We start from the raw sequence: 15,061 nt of genomic DNA on the forward strand, positions 1-15,061 counted from the left end.
GCAGCCCTCCTTGCGCCTAATGGTCGCGGATTTGCATGCTGGATCAAAGGGTTCATTCGCCCATTGAGGCAGCATTGCGCACAGATTGGAGGCAATCTTGGTTCGTGTCCTTCGCGCCGCCGCCGCCCAGATGGGGCCGACGCAAAGAGCCGATACACGTGAGCGTACGCTATCGCGGATGCTCGCCATGCTGGAGGAAGCGGCGAGCCGCGGCGCCAGCCTCGTGGTGTTTCCCGAACTCGCCTTCACGACGTTCTTTCCGCGTTGGCTGCTCGAAGGCGATACGCTCGACGGGTATTTCGAGCACGGCATGCCGAACCCCGCCGTGGCAAAGCTGTTCGATCGCGCGCGGGCGCTGCGCATCGGCTTCTATGTCGGCTACGCCGAGCAGACGGCCGAAGGCCGCCGCTACAATTGCGCCATCCTGGTCGATCGCGACGGCGAGATTCTCGGCCGCTACCGCAAGGTGCATCTGCCGGGCTCGGTCGAGCCGCGCGTGGGCGCGCGCTACCAGCAGCTCGAGAAGCGCTATTTCGAATATGGCGATCTCGGCTTTCCCGCCTTCCGCGCCGGCTCGGCATGGGCGCATGCGATCATGGGCATGATGATCTGTAACGATCGTCGCTGGCCGGAATCCTGGCGCGTGCTCGGCCTGCAAGGCGTCGAGCTCGTCTGCATCGGCTACAATTCGGCGGCTTATGATCCTAATGGCGGGACCACCGAAGACGCCTCGTTGCGCACCTTCCACTCGACGCTGGTGACGCAGGCCAACGCCTACATGAATGCGACCTGGGCGATCTCGGTCGCCAAGGCCGGCGACGAGGACGGCTCGGGCCTGATCGGCGGCTCCTGCATCGTCGATCCCAACGGCCGCATCGTCGCGCAGGCCGCGACCCTGACCGACGAGGTGATCGTCGCCGATATCGATCTCGACCTCTGCCGCCAGGGCAAGGACAAGATGTTCAATTTCGCCGCCCACCGGCGGCCCGAGCAATACAGGGTGATCACCGAGCGCGCCGGCATCGTCGAGCCGGCCGTGCTCGACGCGGACTGACGATTTGGCACGGCGCTGGCAACGGACTGCGTTGGCAAAGGACTGCGCTCGCAACGACTGGCAAAGCAAACGGTTGGCAAGGAGCTGACATGACACGCCTCTCGCTTTTTCTTGGTTTCGCAGCGCTGGCTGCCGTGACGTCTGCGCAAGCGGCCGAGCTTCCCGCGGAGATCAAGCAGGCAGGCACGCTAAAACTCACGGTCAACTCGACCTACGCGCCGATGGAATACCGCGACCCCGGCAGTAACGAGCTGGTCGGGCTCGACATCGATCTCGCCAACGAGCTCGCCAAGCGGCTTGGCGGCCTCAAGATCGTCTGGAGCGAGACGCCGTTCGCCGAGCTGATCCCCTCGCTCCAGACCAAGCGCGCCGATTTCATCATCTCCGGCATCTCCGATCGTGCTTCGCGGCGCGAGAGTGCCGATTTCGTCGATTACCTCACGACCGGCCCGCAGTTCTTCGTGATGGCCGAGAGCGAGGCGAAGGCCGCCACCGATCTCTGCGGCAAGAAGGTCGGCACCACCCGCAGCACCAGCTTCCCGGTCGAGATCGAGAAGTGGAGCAAGCAGAATTGCGAGGCGGCTGGCAAGCCCGCCATTCAATACGTGCCGGGCGAGAACTCGATCGACGTCCGCAATCAGCTCAAGCAGGGCCGCGTCGACGCCGCGGTGCAGGGCAGCGAGACGCTACCCTATGCGCAGACACAGGAGCCGGGCAAATACCGCGTCGTCGGCGAGTCCTTTGCAAAAGGCTATCAGGGCATCATGTTCCGCAAGGATGATGCCGTGCTCCGTGAAGTCGTGACGGAGAAGCTCACGGCGATGATCGCCGATGGCTCCTACAAGGCGGTTCTCGACAAATGGGGCCTGGGCGCGAACGCGGTTGCCCAGCCCATGCTGAACGCTGCGCCGCAATGAAGCCGGCGCCGGCGCTCGCGGAGGGTTTTCCCGATTTGTCGGGGATGCGGATCGCGCGCGAGCCGCACTGGTTTCGCTGGCTCAGCGCAGCACTGATCGTCCTGGTGCTGGCGGCGATCGCGCGCGCCTTCGCCAATGGCCAGATCGAATGGTCCTATGTCAGCCGCTTCATCACTGCAAAGGTGATCCTCGAAGGCATCGTCAACACCATGGTGATGGCGGTGCTGGCGATGGCGCTCGGCATCTTTCTCGGCGTCGTCGTCGCGATCATGCGGCTGTCGCCCAACCCGGTGATGAAGACGGTCGCGGCCGGCTACACCTGGTTATTCCGCGGCACGCCCCTGATCCTGCAACTGCTGCTGTGGTTCAACCTCGCGCTGGTGTTCCCAACCATTGGCATCCCCGGCCTGTGGAGCGCGCGCGCCGTCGACATCATGACGCCGTTCCTTGCGGCGCTGCTCGGGCTCGGCATCAACCAGGGCGCCTACACGTCCGAAGTCATGCGCGCCGGCATGCTGTCGGTCGATATCGGACAATATGAGGCGGCGCAGGCGATCGGCATGGGACGGCTGCGCGCGCTGCGCCGGATCATTTTGCCGCAGGCGATGCGCGTGGTGATTCCGCCGCTGGGCAACGAGTTCATCGGCATGGTGAAGGCGACCTCGCTTGCGAGCGTCATCCAATATCCGGAAGTGCTGCACAACGCCGAAAACATCTACTACGCCAATTCCCGCGTGATCGAGCTGCTGATCGTCGCCGGGCTCTGGTACCTGCTCGTGGTTTCGATTCTGACGCCGCTCCAGATGCTGCTCGAACGCCGCTTTGCGCGCGGCACATTGCGGCTTGCGCGATGACAAAGCCCCTCGTCGCGATCCGCTCCGTCACCAAGAATTTTGGAGAGTTCCAGGCTCTCAAAAACGTCTCGCTCGACGTCCGGCACGGCGAGGTGATGTGCCTGATCGGCGCCTCCGGCTCGGGCAAGACCACGCTGCTCCGTTGCATCAACCAGCTCGCCGCCATCGATAGCGGCGGCATCTGGCTCGATGGCGAGCTGCTCGGAGTGCGCGAGCAAAGCGGGCGACTGCATCGCCTCAGCGAGCGCGAGATCGGGCGACAGCGGCTGAAGACCGGCATGGTGTTCCAGCGCTTCAACCTGTTTCCGCACAAGACCGCACTGGAAAACATCACCGAAGGCCCGCTCCAGGTGCAGGGCCGCAAAGCCGACGAGGTGCGCGCCGAGGCGATCGAGCTGCTGCGGCGCGTCGGCCTGTCGGCCAAGGCCAACGCATATCCCGCGCAGCTCTCCGGCGGCCAGCAGCAGCGCGTCGCGATTGCCCGTGCGCTGGCGATGAAGCCGATGCTGATGCTGTTTGACGAGCCGACCAGCGCGCTCGATCCCGAGCTCGTCGGCGAGGTGCTCGCAGTCATGAAGGAGCTGGCGAAGAGCGGCATGACCATGATGGTGGTGACGCACGAGCTCGGCTTTGCGCGCGAGGTCGCCGACCGCGTCGTCTACATGGACCAGGGCGCGATCGTTGAGCAGGGCCGCGCCTCTGATGTTCTGGGCGCACCGCGCGAGGAGCGGACCAAGGCATTTCTTTCGGCAGTGATCTGAGCACTAATGGAAATTGGGGCGTGTTGATGAAGAGAGTTTTGGTTACGGCGGCGCTCTTTGGTGCCATGACTATCTCGGCCTTGGCCATCGAGCTGCCGCCTGAGATCGCCAAGCGCGGCAGCATCAAGGTCGCGCTGGTGCCGAACTATCCGCCGATGGAGTTCCGTGATCCCGCCACCAACACACTGTCCGGCTTTGACATCGATCTCGGCGAGGCCATCGGCCGCAAGCTCGGCGTCAAGATCGAATGGACCGAGACCAGCTTTGCGGAGTTCATGCCGTCGATTTCGACGGGTCGGGTGGATGCCATCCTGTCCGGCTTCACTGACTATGCGAGCCGGCACGACATCGCTTCCTTCGTCGATTATCTGCGTAGCGGCCCAAAATTCTTCGTGCAGCAGTCCCGCGCGTCCGAGTTCAAAGACATGGCTGCGCTGTGCGGCAAGAAGGTTGGCGCCAGCCGCCGGACCATGTTTCCGGCAGAGATCGACAAGTGGAGCCAGAAAAATTGCGGCGGCAATCCGATCCAGTTCGTCGGAACGGACGGCTCGGCAGATGCGCGCACGCAGCTCAGGCAGGGCCGTATCGACGCCGCCGTGCAGGGCAACGAGACGCTGCCCTATGTGATGGATCTCGAGCCGGGCACCTATGCGCCGGTCGGCGATCCGTTCGCAACGCAGTTCACGGGCATTGCCATTCCGGTCAAGGAAAAGACGCTTCAGCAGGCCATGCTGGAGGCGGTCGACGCTCTGATCGCCGACGGCACCTATCGCACCCTGCTTGCGAAGTGGAAGCTGACAGACAATGCACTCGAAAAGGCGACCATCAATGCTGGACAGTAAGGCACTCCAGAGCATCCCGCTCACCCCAGCCAATACCGCAGATCCTGCGCCGGAATATCCCTGGCCGAAGCCGTACAAGTCGGCGATGTTCCTGTCGTTCGACGTCGACGCGGAGAGCGCGTGGACCAGCAAGGACGCAGTGCACGCCCAGCGCCTCATCACCATGAGCTATGGCGGCTATGAGGCGCGCGTCGGCACGCCGAAACTTCTGGAGCTGCTCGACCAGCTCGATCTCAAGGCGACGTTCTTCATCACGGGATGGTCGGTCGATGCGCATCCGGCGATGGCCGAATCCATCCTCAAGGCTGGCCACGAGATCGGCCACCACGGCTATCACCATCTGCTGCCCGATCCCGGCGATCCCTGGATCGAGGAAGAACTGGAGCGCGGTTTCGAGGCGCTGAAGCGCCGGCTCGGCGTCAAACCGACCGGCTACCGCGCGCCCTATGGCGAGTTCACCGAGGAGCTGCGGGTGGCGCTGGTGCGCCACGGCATCGTCTACTCATCCTCGTTCCGCGATGACGTGCGGCCCTATCGCCATCGTCTCGCCGACGGCAAGCCCGGCACGATCGAGCTGCCGGTGACCGCGAGCTACGACGACTGGATGCACGGCCTCTCCGCGCGCTTCAGCCCGCGCTCGATCTTCCCCAAGGAGCATGTGCTCTCGATCTGGAAGGACGAGCTCGACGAAGTGCGCGACTGGGGCGCGATGGTGACGACGGTGCTGCATCCGCAATGCAGCGGCCGTCCGATGCGGCTGCGCCTGCTGCGCGAGTTCCTGACCTACGCGAAGTCGTGCCCGGACGTCTGGATCACCACCGGCGAGAAGATCGCTGAAAACTTCCTGCGCCACGAGGCGGCCAACCGTTGAGCCACGCCATGACCCGCCGCCGAATCCTCGTCATCAACCCCAACTCGTCGGCGTCGGTGACGGCGGCGATCGACGACGCGGTGGCGCCGTTGCGCATCGCAGGTGGGCCCGAGATCGAAGTGGTCGGCCTTGCCGAGGGGCCGCCCGGCATCAGCTCGCAGCGCGATGCCGACAGCGTCGTGATGCCGCTGGTCAATCGCGTCACAAGTGACGATGCAGATGCCTTCGTGCTCGCCTGCTTCAGCGATCCCGGCCTGCATGCGGTGCGCGAGGCGGCCGGCGGTCGGCCGGTGCTGGGCATCGCCGAATGCGGCATCTTTCGCGCGCTGATGCTGGGCGAACGCTTTGGCATCATCGCGCTGTCGCCCTCCAGCATCCGCCGCCAGCAGCGCATGGCGCGGGTGATGGGCGTGGACAGCCGCTATGCGAGAAGCTGGTCAGTCGGCGCAAGCGCGGCGGAAACGGCAGGCGCCGATATTCGCAGCCGGTTGATCGAGGCCGGCCGCGCGCTGGTCACGCAGTGCCGCGCCGATGTCGTGGTGATGGGCTGTGCGGGGATGGCCTCGCATCGCACGGCGATCGCGGACGCCATCGGTGTGCCCGTGATCGAGCCGACGCAGCAGGCGGTCGCGGCTGCGATCGGCGCGGTCTTGTTGAACACGTAAGATCTCTTCAGGAGCCTTTTGTAATGCCCATCTCCCGCCGCTCGCTCCTCAAGGCCGCCGCCGCGGTGCCGGCGCTTTCGTTGCCGGGCATCGTCGGTGCCGAATCCCAGAGCACGCTGCGCTTCATTCCCGTCATCGACCTCGCCTTCGTCGATCCCATCTATTCGACCGCGCAGGTGTCGCGAAACCATGGCTTCATGGTCTACGACACGCTCTATGGCATGAGCTCCGCGCTCCAGGTCTCGCCGCAGATGCTGTCGGGCCACGCGATCTCCGGTGACCAGCTCCAGTGGGATCTCACGCTTCGTGACGGCCTGTTCTGGCACGACGGCGAGCGGGTGCTGGCGCGCGACTGCGTCGCCAGCATCCGCCGCTGGGCGGCGCGCGACGGGTTTGGCGGCGAGCTGATGGAGGCAACCGCCGAACTCTCAACCGCCGATGACCGCACCATCCGCTTCCGTCTCAAGCGTCCGTTCCCGCTGCTGCCGCAGGCGCTCGGCAAGGCCGCGATCAATCCCTGCTTCATGATGCCGGAGCGGCTGGCGAGCCAGGACCCGTTCAAGCCGCTGACCGAAGTGATCGGCAGCGGCCCGTTCCGCTATCTCGCCGACGAGCGCGTGCAGGGCGCCCGCAACGCCTATGCCAAGTTCGAGCGCTATCAGCCGCGCACCGACGGCAGGCCGGATTGGACCGCGGGTCCGAAGATCGTGCACTACGACCGCGTGGTCTGGACCACCACGCCCGACGCCGGCACCGGCGTCGCCGCGCTCCAGACCGGCGAGCAGGACTGGCAGGAAACCACGCCGCACGATTTGTTGCCGATCATCAAGGCGGCCGGCGATATCGAGACGCGCATCCTCGACCCCCGCGGCTACGCCTGCATGCTGCGCCTCAATCATCTGCAGCCGCCGTTCGATAATCCTGCCGTTCGCCGCGCGCTTTTGGGCGCGATCGACCAGTCCGCGTTCATGACGGCGGTCGCTGGTACCGATCCGGCCTTCCAGGTCTCGCCGATCGGCTATTTCGCCCCTGATACCCCGATGGCGAGCGAGGTCGGCCTCGACGTGTTCCGCGGCCCGCGCAACTACGACAAGGTCAAGGCCGATCTGAAGGCCGCCGGCTACAATGGCGAGAAGATCGTGGTGCTCGTCCCCACCAATTCGCTGGCACAAAAGCCGCTCGGTGAGATCGCGGTGGACAGCTTACGCAAGGCCGGCATGAACGTCGAATATACCGGGCTCGATTTCGCCGTCGTGTTGCAGCGCCAGTTGAAGAAGGATCCGATCGGGCAGGGCGGCTGGAGCGCCGCGGTCGGCAATTGGCAGGGCATCGACTGGCTCAACCCGGCCGGCAACACCAACATCCGCGGCGAAGGCAAGGTCGCCGGCTGGTATGCGAGCGAGAAGATGGGCCCCTTGCGCAGCCAATGGCTGGCGGCGTCCGAGCTCGCGGAGCAGCAGCGCATCTGCCGCGAGATCCAGGCCGTCGCGTTCGAGGAAATCCCCTATATTCCGATCGGCCTGTACAAGCAGCCGACCGCCTATCGCAAAGCCATCACCGGCATTCTCGACGGCACCGCCGTCTTCTGGAACGTACGCCCCGCATGAGTACCACAGCAATCTTCGGCAGCTATGTGCTGTCACGCAAGGACGGCGCGCAGGATGTGCTGCGCGACCATTGGGTCCTGGTCGAAGGGAAGAGGATCGCCGCGGTCACGCGCGACAAGCCTGGCGCCGACGAGGTCTACGACCGTCCCGGCCGCTTCGTCCTGCCCGGCCTGCTCAATCTGCACAATCACTGCTTCTCCGAAGCGGTGGCGCGCAGCCACAGCGAGGACGGCAACGGCCGCCGCAACAACCAGAGCATCGTCTACACGGTGTTGCTGCCGCTGACCAAGCGCGGCGCAGATATTCTGTCGGCCGAGGAGCGCCTTGCGGTCGCGCGGCTCGGCATTCTCCAGCTCCTCAAGGGCGGCGCCACCACGGTGATGGAGCCGTTCCGGAATTCGATCCCGGAAATGTTCGACGCGGCGGAAGAGATGGGCATCCGGTTCTACGGCGCGCCCTATCTGTTCTCGACGTCGGACGCCAAGGCGGGGGCCGACGGCGTCGTGCGCTATTCCGGCGACGACGGCACGGCCGACATGGCGACATGGGATGCGCTCTATCAGCGCTGGAACAATCGCGGCGACGGCCGCATCAATCTCGCGATGAGCCCGCACGCCACCGACACCTGCGGTCCCGATCTGCTGAAGGCTTGCGCCGCGCGGGCGCGCGAGCTCGGCGTGCCCATCACGACGCACATGGCGCAAAGCCGTGCCGAGGTCGAGACCATCGGCAAACGCTACGGCGGCCGCACGCCGGCGGAGTATCTGGACTGGCTCGGCCTGCTGGCGCCCGACCTGATGGCGGCGCACTGCATGTTCAGCAGCGACAACGATCTCAAGCTGATGGCCGCGCGCGGCATGACCGTGCTGAATTGTCCGCGCGTATTCGCGCGCGCCGGCGTGACCGCGGCGTTCAGCCGGTTTGCCGAGCACGGCGTGCGCACCGTCGTCGGCACCGACGGCTACAACATGGACCTGCTTGGCGAGCTCAACGCGGCATCGCTGATCTCCAAGATCACCTCGCAGCGCGCCGATGTCGCGAACTCACCCGAGCTGATCGAGGCGAACACGGCAGTCGCGGCCGACGTCATCAAGCGGCCGGACCTCGGCCGTATCGAGCCGGGCGCCACCGCCGATCTCACCGTCGTCGATCTCACCCATCCGCATCTTCAGCCACTGTTCGACCCGCGCCGCGCGCTGATCGCGCTCGCCAACCGTGCCAATATCGACCAGGTCATGGTCGACGGCCGCGTGCTGGTCGATGACGGCCGTTATCTCGGCGCCGACGAGGCGGCGATCACAGCGGCAGGCACCGCCGCGATCGGCAAGATCTGGGACCTGCCGGAGGCGCAGGCTGCGTTCAACGGCTAGCTATCGAATTCGGCAAGCGACTTGCGCATGGTTTCGACGAGATCGAGCGCCACAGGCGAAGGGCTGCGTTGTGCGGGAAACACGGCGGAGAATTCGAAGTCGATACGCGGCAGGAAGCGACGCACGACGACGCCGCGGGTGGAAAATTCCTGCGCGGTGAAGGGATCGCAGATCGCAACCCCAAGCCCTGATGACACCAGGCCGCACATGATCTCCGATAGAGCAGTCTCAACGCGCAGCACGCGGCGGACGTCGTGACGATGGAAGATCTGGTCGACGAGGTGCCGGCTCGACGATCCCGCCGACAGCGAGATGAAGGTCTCGCCTTCGAAATCGCGCGGCTTCAGGACTTCCTTTTCCGCGAGGTGATGACCCGTCGGCAGCACCGCCACGCGCGCCGGCGCCGGCAGCTTTTGGCTCGGCAGGCCGGAATGCGCGATCGGCACCTCGGCAAAGCCGACATCGCATTGGTTATTGAGGACCCAATCGACCACGATCGGCGAGATCACGCCGAAGAACGCCAGGTTGAGGTTCGGCCGCTCCTTCAGGAAGTGACCGGTCAGCCGCGGCAGATAGCCGTTCGACAACGCCGGCAGTGCTGCGATCCGCAGCGAGCCGGTGCGGCGACCGCGGATTTCCTCGGCTGCGGCGGTGATGCGTTCGAGGCCGACGAAGGAGCGCTCCACTTCAGTATAGAGCGCCATCGCCGCCGCGGTTGGCACGAGGCCAGTGCCGCGGCGCTCGAACAGGTCCATCTTCAACAGCGCCTGGAGATCGCGCAGCAACCGGCTCACCGCCGGCTGCGTGACCGTCATCAGCGCCGCCGCCTCGGTGACGCTGCCGGTCAGCATCGTCGCGCGGAAAGCCTCCACCTGCCGCGAATTGATCCGCGCCATCCCAGTTTCCATTCATAATATTTAGGCATGCAGAGGGTGCCATTATTCATTGGACGATGGAAGCCGAGGTTTGCGATCTTTTTCATCAGAGCTGGAGACAGCCCGCTTTTTCGGCAGATTGGGGCCCAAACACCCCCAGATCGCGCCAAAACCTGCCGAGCAGGGGCCGGAGCCCTGGTTGGAGAGGGGATTTGCGCGGAAGGAGATGCGGAAGGCACTTCAGCCAGAGATTTGTCGGCACGTCACCTCATTCCGGTATTGGAGATCGGTCCACATGAAGACTTTTCGCCTTCTGACAGCGGTCAGCATCGCGGCGCTCGCCGCTACGACGGCCGCTTCGGCCCAGCAGAAAACGCTCTATGTCGCCGGCTATGGCGGCTCGTTCGAGAAGACCATCCGCGACGAGGTGATCCCGACCTTCGAGAAGGAGAACGGCGTCAAGGTCGAATACGTCGCCGGCAACTCCACCGATACGCTGGCGAAGCTTCAGGCGCAGAAGGGCAATCAGCAGATCGATGTCGCCATCGTCGACGACGGCCCGATGTACCAGGCGATCCAGCTCGGCTTCTGCGGCAAGCTCGAGGGCCTGCCGGCCGCCGATCTCTACGGCACCGCGCGCTTCAAGGACGATCGCGCGGTCGCGATCGGCATCGTCGCCACAGGTCTGATGTACAACACCAAGGTGTTTGCGGAGAAAGGCTGGGCGCCGCCGACCTCGTGGAATGATCTGAAGGATGCGAAATACGCCAGGCAGCTGGTCATTCCGCCCATCAACAACACCTATGGCCTCGAAGCGCTGGTGATGCTGTCGAAGATGAATGGCGGCGGCGAGTCCAACGTGGACTCGGGGTTCAAGATCTTCAAGGAGCAGATCAATCCGAACGTGCTCGCCTATGAGCCGTCGCCGGGCAAGATGACCGAGCTGTTCCAGTCCGGCCAGGCCGTCATCGCGGTGTGGGGCACCGGCCGCGTGCAGAGCTTTGCCAACACCGGCTTCCCCGTCGACTTCGTCTATCCCAAGGAGGGCGCGGCAACGCTGCTGACGACGGCCTGTCCGATCTCGAAGCCCAACGCCTCGCCGCTCGCCTCAAACTTCGTCAAGATGCTGCTTGATCCCAAAATCCAGCTCGTGATGCTGAAGGACTACGGCTACGGCCCGGTGCTGAAATCGCTGGTGGTGCCGCCGGAGCTCGGCAAGATGGCCCCGATCGGCGAGCGCGCGGCCAAGCTCTATAATCCGGACTGGACGCTCATCAACGAGAAGCGCGAGGAGTGGACCAAGCGCTGGAACCGCGAGGTCGAGCGCTGATCTGATCGTTCGTAGCGGAGACAGCTCATGGCCTATCTCGAGCTCGATCGAGTCGCCAAGCAATTCGGCGCGCAGACTGTGGTCGATGATTTCAGTCTCGCGGTGGGCAAGGGGGAGTTCGTCTCCTTCCTTGGCCCCTCCGGCTGCGGCAAGACCACGACGTTGCAGATGATCGCGGGCTTCCTTGATCCCACGCGCGGCGCAATCCGCCTGGAGGGCAAGGATTTGACCGCGATCCATCCGGCCAAGCGCGGGCTCGGCATCGTGTTCCAGAGCTACGCGCTGTTTCCGCACATGACCGCGGCGGAGAACGTCGCCTTTGGCCTCGAAATGCGCAACGTGCCCCGCGCTGACAGAGCCGAACGCGTTCGCGCCGCGCTCGCGATGGTGGGCCTCACCGGTTACGAGGACCGCCATCCGCGCCGCATGTCCGGCGGCCAGCAGCAGCGCGTGGCGCTGGCGCGCGCGCTGGTGATCAAGCCGAGCGTGCTACTCCTCGACGAGCCGTTGTCGAACCTCGACGCCAAGCTGCGCGAGGAGATGCAGATCGAGCTGCGCCAGATCCAGCGCACCATCGGCACCACCACGATCCTCGTTACCCACGACCAGAACGAGGCGATGTCGCTCTCCGACCGCATCGTGGTGATGAGCCAGGGCAAGATCGAGCAGATCGGCACGCCCCAGGAGACCTATGAGAAGCCGGCCTCGGCCTTTGTCTCGCAGTTTTTGGGCAAGACCAACGATTTTGCCGGGACGATTGATCAGACTGCGACCCCGGCGCGGTTGGTGGCGGGCTCCTGGAGCGCACCGGCGCCGGCCGGTCTCAGCGGTCCTGTCACAATCAGCATTCGTCCTGAACGTATTGGCTTTGGCGATGCGGGCCTCGGCGCAAAGATCGTCACGCGCATCTTCCAGGGCAATCACTGGCTGTTCCAGTGCGACAGCGAATGCGGCCCGGCGATCGTGATCCGTCAGAATGACGGCCAGCCGCAGCCGACCGAAGGCGAGGCCGTTCGGCTCACCTGGCGGCCCGAGGACATGAGCTTGCGCGCGAGGGCCGTCGCATGAGCGCAGTCGCTGAAGAGCGCAACGCGCGTGCGCCATGGGCGCTGACGGCGCCCGCCTTGATGCTGTTCGTCGGCGTGCTGCTGATCCCGCTGGCGATGACGGTGATGCTGTCGTTCCACGATTGGGGCCAGTACAAGGGCATCGAGCCGGTCTTCATCCTCAAGAACTGGCGGGAGATCGCGACCGATCCCTATTACGCCGAGATGTTCTGGCGGACGTTTCGGATCGCGATCCTGACCACGCTGCTGACCGCATTGCTCGGTGCGCCCGAGGCTTACATCCTCAACCGCATGAGCGGCCGCTGGAAAAGCTTCTTCCTGCTCGTGATCCTCGGGCCGCTGCTGATCTCCGTCGTGGCGCGCACGCTCGGCTGGGCACTGCTGTTCGGCGGCAACAATGGCCTCGTCAACAAGCTGCTGATGTCGCTTGGTGTAATCCGCTCCCCGATCCCCTTCATGTTCACCGAAACCGGCATGGTCGTCGCGCTCGCGCATGTGATGATGCCGTTCATGGTGCTGTCGGTGTGGGCCGCGCTGCAGCGGCTCGATCCGCAGATCGAGAATGCCGCGATGTCGCTCGGCGCCGGCGCCGTGACCATCATCCGCCGCATCATCATGCCTCAGGTCATGCCGGGCGTGCTGTCGGGCGCGATCATCGTGTTCTCACTCTCGGCCAGCGCCTTCGCAACGCCGGCGATTATCGGCGGCCGCCGGCTCAAAGTCGCGGCGACGCTCGCCTATGACGAATTCCTGAACACGCTGAACTGGCCGCTCGGAGCCGCGGTCGCCACGCTGCTGCTGGTGGCGCTGGTGTTGATCGTCGTCGGCAGCAACGCGCTGATCGAGCGCCGCTATGCGGAGGTGTTTCGATGAGACGGAACGGCCCGCTTGCGCTGATCTTCCACACCATCTTCGTTGTCGTCATGGTGGCGCCGATCCTGGTGGTCTGCCTCGTTGCTTTCACGCCCGAAGGTTTTCTGTCGCTGCCGACCAACGGCTTTTCGCTGCGTTGGTTCAGGGCAATCGCGAACTACCCGGAATTCATCCATGCCTTTTGGGTCAGCCTCGGGCTCGGCGCGCTTTCGTCTTTCGTGGCACTGCTGTTTGCGGTGCCGGCGGCGCTGGCGATCGCGCGCTATCGCTTCCGCGGCCGCGATGCGCTGGCGGCGCTGTTCCTGTCGCCGCTGATGATCCCGCATGTCGTGCTCGGCATCGCCTTCCTGCGCTTCTTCACCTCGGCTGGGCTCGGCGGCAGTTTTGCGGCGCTGATCATCGCGCATGTCATCATCGTGTTTCCGTTCGCGCTGCGGCTGACGCTGGCGGCTGCAACCGGCATGGACCGCACGGTCGAGATGGCTGCGGTCTCGCTCGGCGCCGGCGGCTGGACCCTGTTTCGCCGTGTGACGCTGCCGCTGATCCTGCCAGGCGTGATCAGCGGCTGGGCGCTCGCCTTCATCCAGTCTTTCGACGATCTCACCATGACCGTCTTCCTTGCGGCACCCGGCACCGAGACGTTGCCGGTGCGCATGTTCCTTTATATCCAGGACAACATCGATCCGCTGGTGACGTCGGTCTCGGCCTGCGTGATCGCGATCACCATGACCGCCCTCATTCTGCTCGACCGCTTCTACGGGCTCGACCGCGTGCTCGCCGGCAAGGGCGATACGGGACGATAGGAGAACCTATGCCCAAGGACTATGACGTCGCCGTCGTCGGGGGCGGACTGCTCGGCTCTGCGATTGCCTGGGGCCTTGGCCGGCTCGGCAAGAGCGTGGCCGTGCTCGACGAGGGCGACATCACCAAGCGCGCCTCGCGCGCGAACTTTGCGCTGGTCTGGGTCCAGAGCAAGGGGCTTGGCATGCCCGCCTATACGGTGTGGACGGTGCGCGCCTCGGAAGCCTGGGGCCGGCTCGCTTCCGAGCTGAAGCAGCAGACCGGGCTCGATGTTTCTCTCCAGCAGAACGGTGGCTTTCATCTCACGCTGGGCGAGGATGAATTCGGTCAGCGCGCCGAGCTCGTCAAGCGTATGCACAACCAGGCTGGTGCTGCCGACTACAAGATGGAGATGCTCTCCGCCTCCGAGGTGAAGAAGTCGCTGCCATTGATTGGCCCGGAGGTTTCGGGCGGCAGCTATTGTCCGCTCGATGGCCATGTCAATTCGCTGCGCACTTTTCGCGCCTTCCACACCGGCTTCAGGGAATTCGGCATCGACTATTTCCCGGAGCGGCCGGTCTCGGTGATCAGCAAGAGTGGCGGCGAATTCCGCTTGGCCACGCCGAAGGGCGAGCTGCGTGCCGCCAAAATCGTGCTTGCCGCCGGCAATGCCAACCAGACGCTCGCGCCGATGGTCGGCCTTTACGCGCCGATGGACCCGACCCGCGGCCAGATCGTGGTGACCGAGCGCACCATGCCGTTCCTGCCGCATCCGCTGACGACGATCCGTCAGACCGACGAGGGCACGGTGATGATCGGCGACAGCAAGGAAGACGAGCTCGATGATCGCGCGCTGAAGCATTCGATCAGTGCGGTGATGACCGATCGCGCGCAGCGGATGTTTCCGCATCTCGCCCGGCTCAACGTGGTCAGGAGCTGGGCCGGCATCCGCGTCATGCCGCAGGATGGCTTTCCGATCTACGACCAGTCGGAGACGCATCCCGGCGCCTTCGTCGCTTGCTGCCATTCCGGCGTGACGCTCGCCTCCAACCATGCCTTCGAGATCGCGCGCATGGTGGCGCAAGGCGCGCTCGTGCCGGAGCTGGTCGGCGCGTTCTCGGCCAGTCGTTTTGGTGGCGCGGGCGCGGCGAACAACAGCGGTTACTAGAGCTACTGAACGAGCCAAGAGGCATCC

The 15,061-nt window shown here is 64.8% G+C and carries 15 protein-coding genes; 14 read left to right on the plus strand and 1 reads right to left on the minus strand.

Annotated elements, in window-relative coordinates:
- The first annotated feature begins 130 nt into the window (after positions 1 to 130).
- From ACP2YP_RS07160 to ACP2YP_RS07200, 9 genes are all read left to right on the plus strand, one after another.
- On the plus strand, positions 131 to 1,054 hold the full coding sequence (locus tag ACP2YP_RS07160) for an N-carbamoyl-D-amino-acid hydrolase (RefSeq protein WP_426426065.1): 924 nt from the start codon (positions 131 to 133) through the stop codon (positions 1,052 to 1,054).
- Between the two features lie 89 nt (positions 1,055 to 1,143).
- Positions 1,144 to 1,971 (plus strand): ABC transporter substrate-binding protein, encoded by an 828-nt coding sequence (locus ACP2YP_RS07165; protein WP_426423266.1) that lies wholly within the window; start codon positions 1,144 to 1,146, stop codon positions 1,969 to 1,971.
- Positions 1,968 to 2,825 (plus strand): amino acid ABC transporter permease, encoded by an 858-nt coding sequence (locus ACP2YP_RS07170; RefSeq protein ID WP_426423268.1) that lies wholly within the window; start codon positions 1,968 to 1,970, stop codon positions 2,823 to 2,825. The genes ACP2YP_RS07165 and ACP2YP_RS07170 overlap by 4 nt, the downstream gene beginning before the upstream one ends.
- A complete protein-coding gene (locus tag ACP2YP_RS07175) occupies positions 2,822 to 3,586 on the plus strand; it encodes an amino acid ABC transporter ATP-binding protein (protein ID WP_426423270.1) in 765 nt (254 codons plus the stop codon). The genes ACP2YP_RS07170 and ACP2YP_RS07175 overlap by 4 nt, the downstream gene beginning before the upstream one ends.
- A gap of 26 nt (positions 3,587 to 3,612) precedes the next feature.
- Positions 3,613 to 4,428: an ABC transporter substrate-binding protein gene (locus ACP2YP_RS07180; protein ID WP_426423272.1), complete on the plus strand. Its 816-nt coding sequence runs from the start codon at positions 3,613 to 3,615 to the stop codon at positions 4,426 to 4,428.
- Positions 4,415 to 5,299 (plus strand): polysaccharide deacetylase family protein, encoded by an 885-nt coding sequence (locus ACP2YP_RS07185; protein ID WP_426423274.1) that lies wholly within the window; start codon positions 4,415 to 4,417, stop codon positions 5,297 to 5,299. The genes ACP2YP_RS07180 and ACP2YP_RS07185 overlap by 14 nt, the downstream gene beginning before the upstream one ends.
- A gap of 8 nt (positions 5,300 to 5,307) precedes the next feature.
- On the plus strand, positions 5,308 to 5,964 hold the full coding sequence (locus tag ACP2YP_RS07190) for an aspartate/glutamate racemase family protein (protein ID WP_426423275.1): 657 nt from the start codon (positions 5,308 to 5,310) through the stop codon (positions 5,962 to 5,964).
- A gap of 23 nt (positions 5,965 to 5,987) precedes the next feature.
- Entirely contained in the window at positions 5,988 to 7,571 is a 1,584-nt protein-coding gene (locus tag ACP2YP_RS07195) for an ABC transporter substrate-binding protein (protein ID WP_426423276.1), read from the plus strand.
- Positions 7,568 to 8,941, plus strand: a complete 1,374-nt coding sequence (locus ACP2YP_RS07200; protein WP_426423277.1) for an amidohydrolase family protein — start codon at positions 7,568 to 7,570, stop codon at positions 8,939 to 8,941. The genes ACP2YP_RS07195 and ACP2YP_RS07200 overlap by 4 nt, the downstream gene beginning before the upstream one ends.
- On the opposite strand, the gene ACP2YP_RS07205 is transcribed toward ACP2YP_RS07200, so the two are convergent.
- Positions 8,938 to 9,837 carry a LysR substrate-binding domain-containing protein gene (locus ACP2YP_RS07205; protein ID WP_426423278.1) on the minus strand — a complete coding sequence of 300 codons (900 nt, stop codon included), beginning with the start codon at positions 9,835 to 9,837 and terminating at the stop codon, positions 8,938 to 8,940. The genes ACP2YP_RS07200 and ACP2YP_RS07205 overlap by 4 nt on opposite strands.
- A gap of 274 nt (positions 9,838 to 10,111) precedes the next feature.
- Here ACP2YP_RS07205 and ACP2YP_RS07210 point away from each other — a divergent pair, with 274 nt between their 5' ends.
- From ACP2YP_RS07210 to ACP2YP_RS07230, 5 genes are read left to right on the plus strand one after another with little or no spacing between them, the layout of a single operon-like run.
- Positions 10,112 to 11,146: an ABC transporter substrate-binding protein gene (locus ACP2YP_RS07210; protein WP_426423280.1), complete on the plus strand. Its 1,035-nt coding sequence runs from the start codon at positions 10,112 to 10,114 to the stop codon at positions 11,144 to 11,146.
- A 27-nt stretch (positions 11,147 to 11,173) separates the two neighbouring features.
- A complete protein-coding gene (locus ACP2YP_RS07215; protein ID WP_426423281.1) occupies positions 11,174 to 12,214 on the plus strand; it encodes an ABC transporter ATP-binding protein in 1,041 nt (346 codons plus the stop codon).
- Positions 12,211 to 13,086, plus strand: a complete 876-nt coding sequence (locus ACP2YP_RS07220) for an ABC transporter permease (RefSeq protein WP_426423283.1) — start codon at positions 12,211 to 12,213, stop codon at positions 13,084 to 13,086. The genes ACP2YP_RS07215 and ACP2YP_RS07220 overlap by 4 nt, the downstream gene beginning before the upstream one ends.
- Entirely contained in the window at positions 13,083 to 13,889 is an 807-nt protein-coding gene (locus ACP2YP_RS07225; protein ID WP_426423285.1) for an ABC transporter permease, read from the plus strand. Before ACP2YP_RS07220 ends, ACP2YP_RS07225 begins: the two co-directional genes overlap by 4 nt.
- An 8-nt stretch (positions 13,890 to 13,897) precedes the next feature.
- On the plus strand, positions 13,898 to 15,034 hold the full coding sequence (locus tag ACP2YP_RS07230; RefSeq protein ID WP_426423286.1) for an NAD(P)/FAD-dependent oxidoreductase: 1,137 nt from the start codon (positions 13,898 to 13,900) through the stop codon (positions 15,032 to 15,034).
- Positions 15,035 to 15,061 lie beyond the last annotated feature (27 nt).

Source organism: Bradyrhizobium genosp. A (assembly GCF_049949275.1).
Taxonomy (GTDB): Bacteria; Pseudomonadota; Alphaproteobacteria; order Rhizobiales; family Xanthobacteraceae; genus Bradyrhizobium.

Bases quoted from the DNA above. Each gene is read 5' to 3' on its own strand.
- ACP2YP_RS07210 (WP_426423280.1), top strand. From the start codon at position 10,112: ATGAAGACTTTTCGCCTTCTGACAGCGGTCAGCATCGCGGCGCTCGCC.
- ACP2YP_RS07220 (WP_426423283.1), top strand. From the start codon at position 12,211: ATGAGCGCAGTCGCTGAAGAGCGCAACGCGCGTGCGCCATGGGCGCTG.
- ACP2YP_RS07200 (WP_426423277.1), top strand. From the start codon at position 7,568: ATGAGTACCACAGCAATCTTCGGCAGCTATGTGCTGTCACGCAAGGAC.
- ACP2YP_RS07180 (WP_426423272.1), top strand. From the start codon at position 3,613: ATGAAGAGAGTTTTGGTTACGGCGGCGCTCTTTGGTGCCATGACTATC.
- ACP2YP_RS07185 (WP_426423274.1), top strand. From the start codon at position 4,415: ATGCTGGACAGTAAGGCACTCCAGAGCATCCCGCTCACCCCAGCCAAT.
- ACP2YP_RS07230 (WP_426423286.1), top strand. From the start codon at position 13,898: ATGCCCAAGGACTATGACGTCGCCGTCGTCGGGGGCGGACTGCTCGGC.
- ACP2YP_RS07160 (WP_426426065.1), top strand. From the start codon at position 131: ATGGGGCCGACGCAAAGAGCCGATACACGTGAGCGTACGCTATCGCGG.
- ACP2YP_RS07165 (WP_426423266.1), top strand. From the start codon at position 1,144: ATGACACGCCTCTCGCTTTTTCTTGGTTTCGCAGCGCTGGCTGCCGTG.
- ACP2YP_RS07225 (WP_426423285.1), top strand. From the start codon at position 13,083: ATGAGACGGAACGGCCCGCTTGCGCTGATCTTCCACACCATCTTCGTT.
- ACP2YP_RS07190 (WP_426423275.1), top strand. From the start codon at position 5,308: ATGACCCGCCGCCGAATCCTCGTCATCAACCCCAACTCGTCGGCGTCG.
- ACP2YP_RS07170 (WP_426423268.1), top strand. From the start codon at position 1,968: ATGAAGCCGGCGCCGGCGCTCGCGGAGGGTTTTCCCGATTTGTCGGGG.
- ACP2YP_RS07215 (WP_426423281.1), top strand. From the start codon at position 11,174: ATGGCCTATCTCGAGCTCGATCGAGTCGCCAAGCAATTCGGCGCGCAG.
- ACP2YP_RS07175 (WP_426423270.1), top strand. From the start codon at position 2,822: ATGACAAAGCCCCTCGTCGCGATCCGCTCCGTCACCAAGAATTTTGGA.
- ACP2YP_RS07195 (WP_426423276.1), top strand. From the start codon at position 5,988: ATGCCCATCTCCCGCCGCTCGCTCCTCAAGGCCGCCGCCGCGGTGCCG.
- ACP2YP_RS07205 (WP_426423278.1), bottom strand. From the start codon at position 9,837: ATGGCGCGGATCAATTCGCGGCAGGTGGAGGCTTTCCGCGCGACGATG.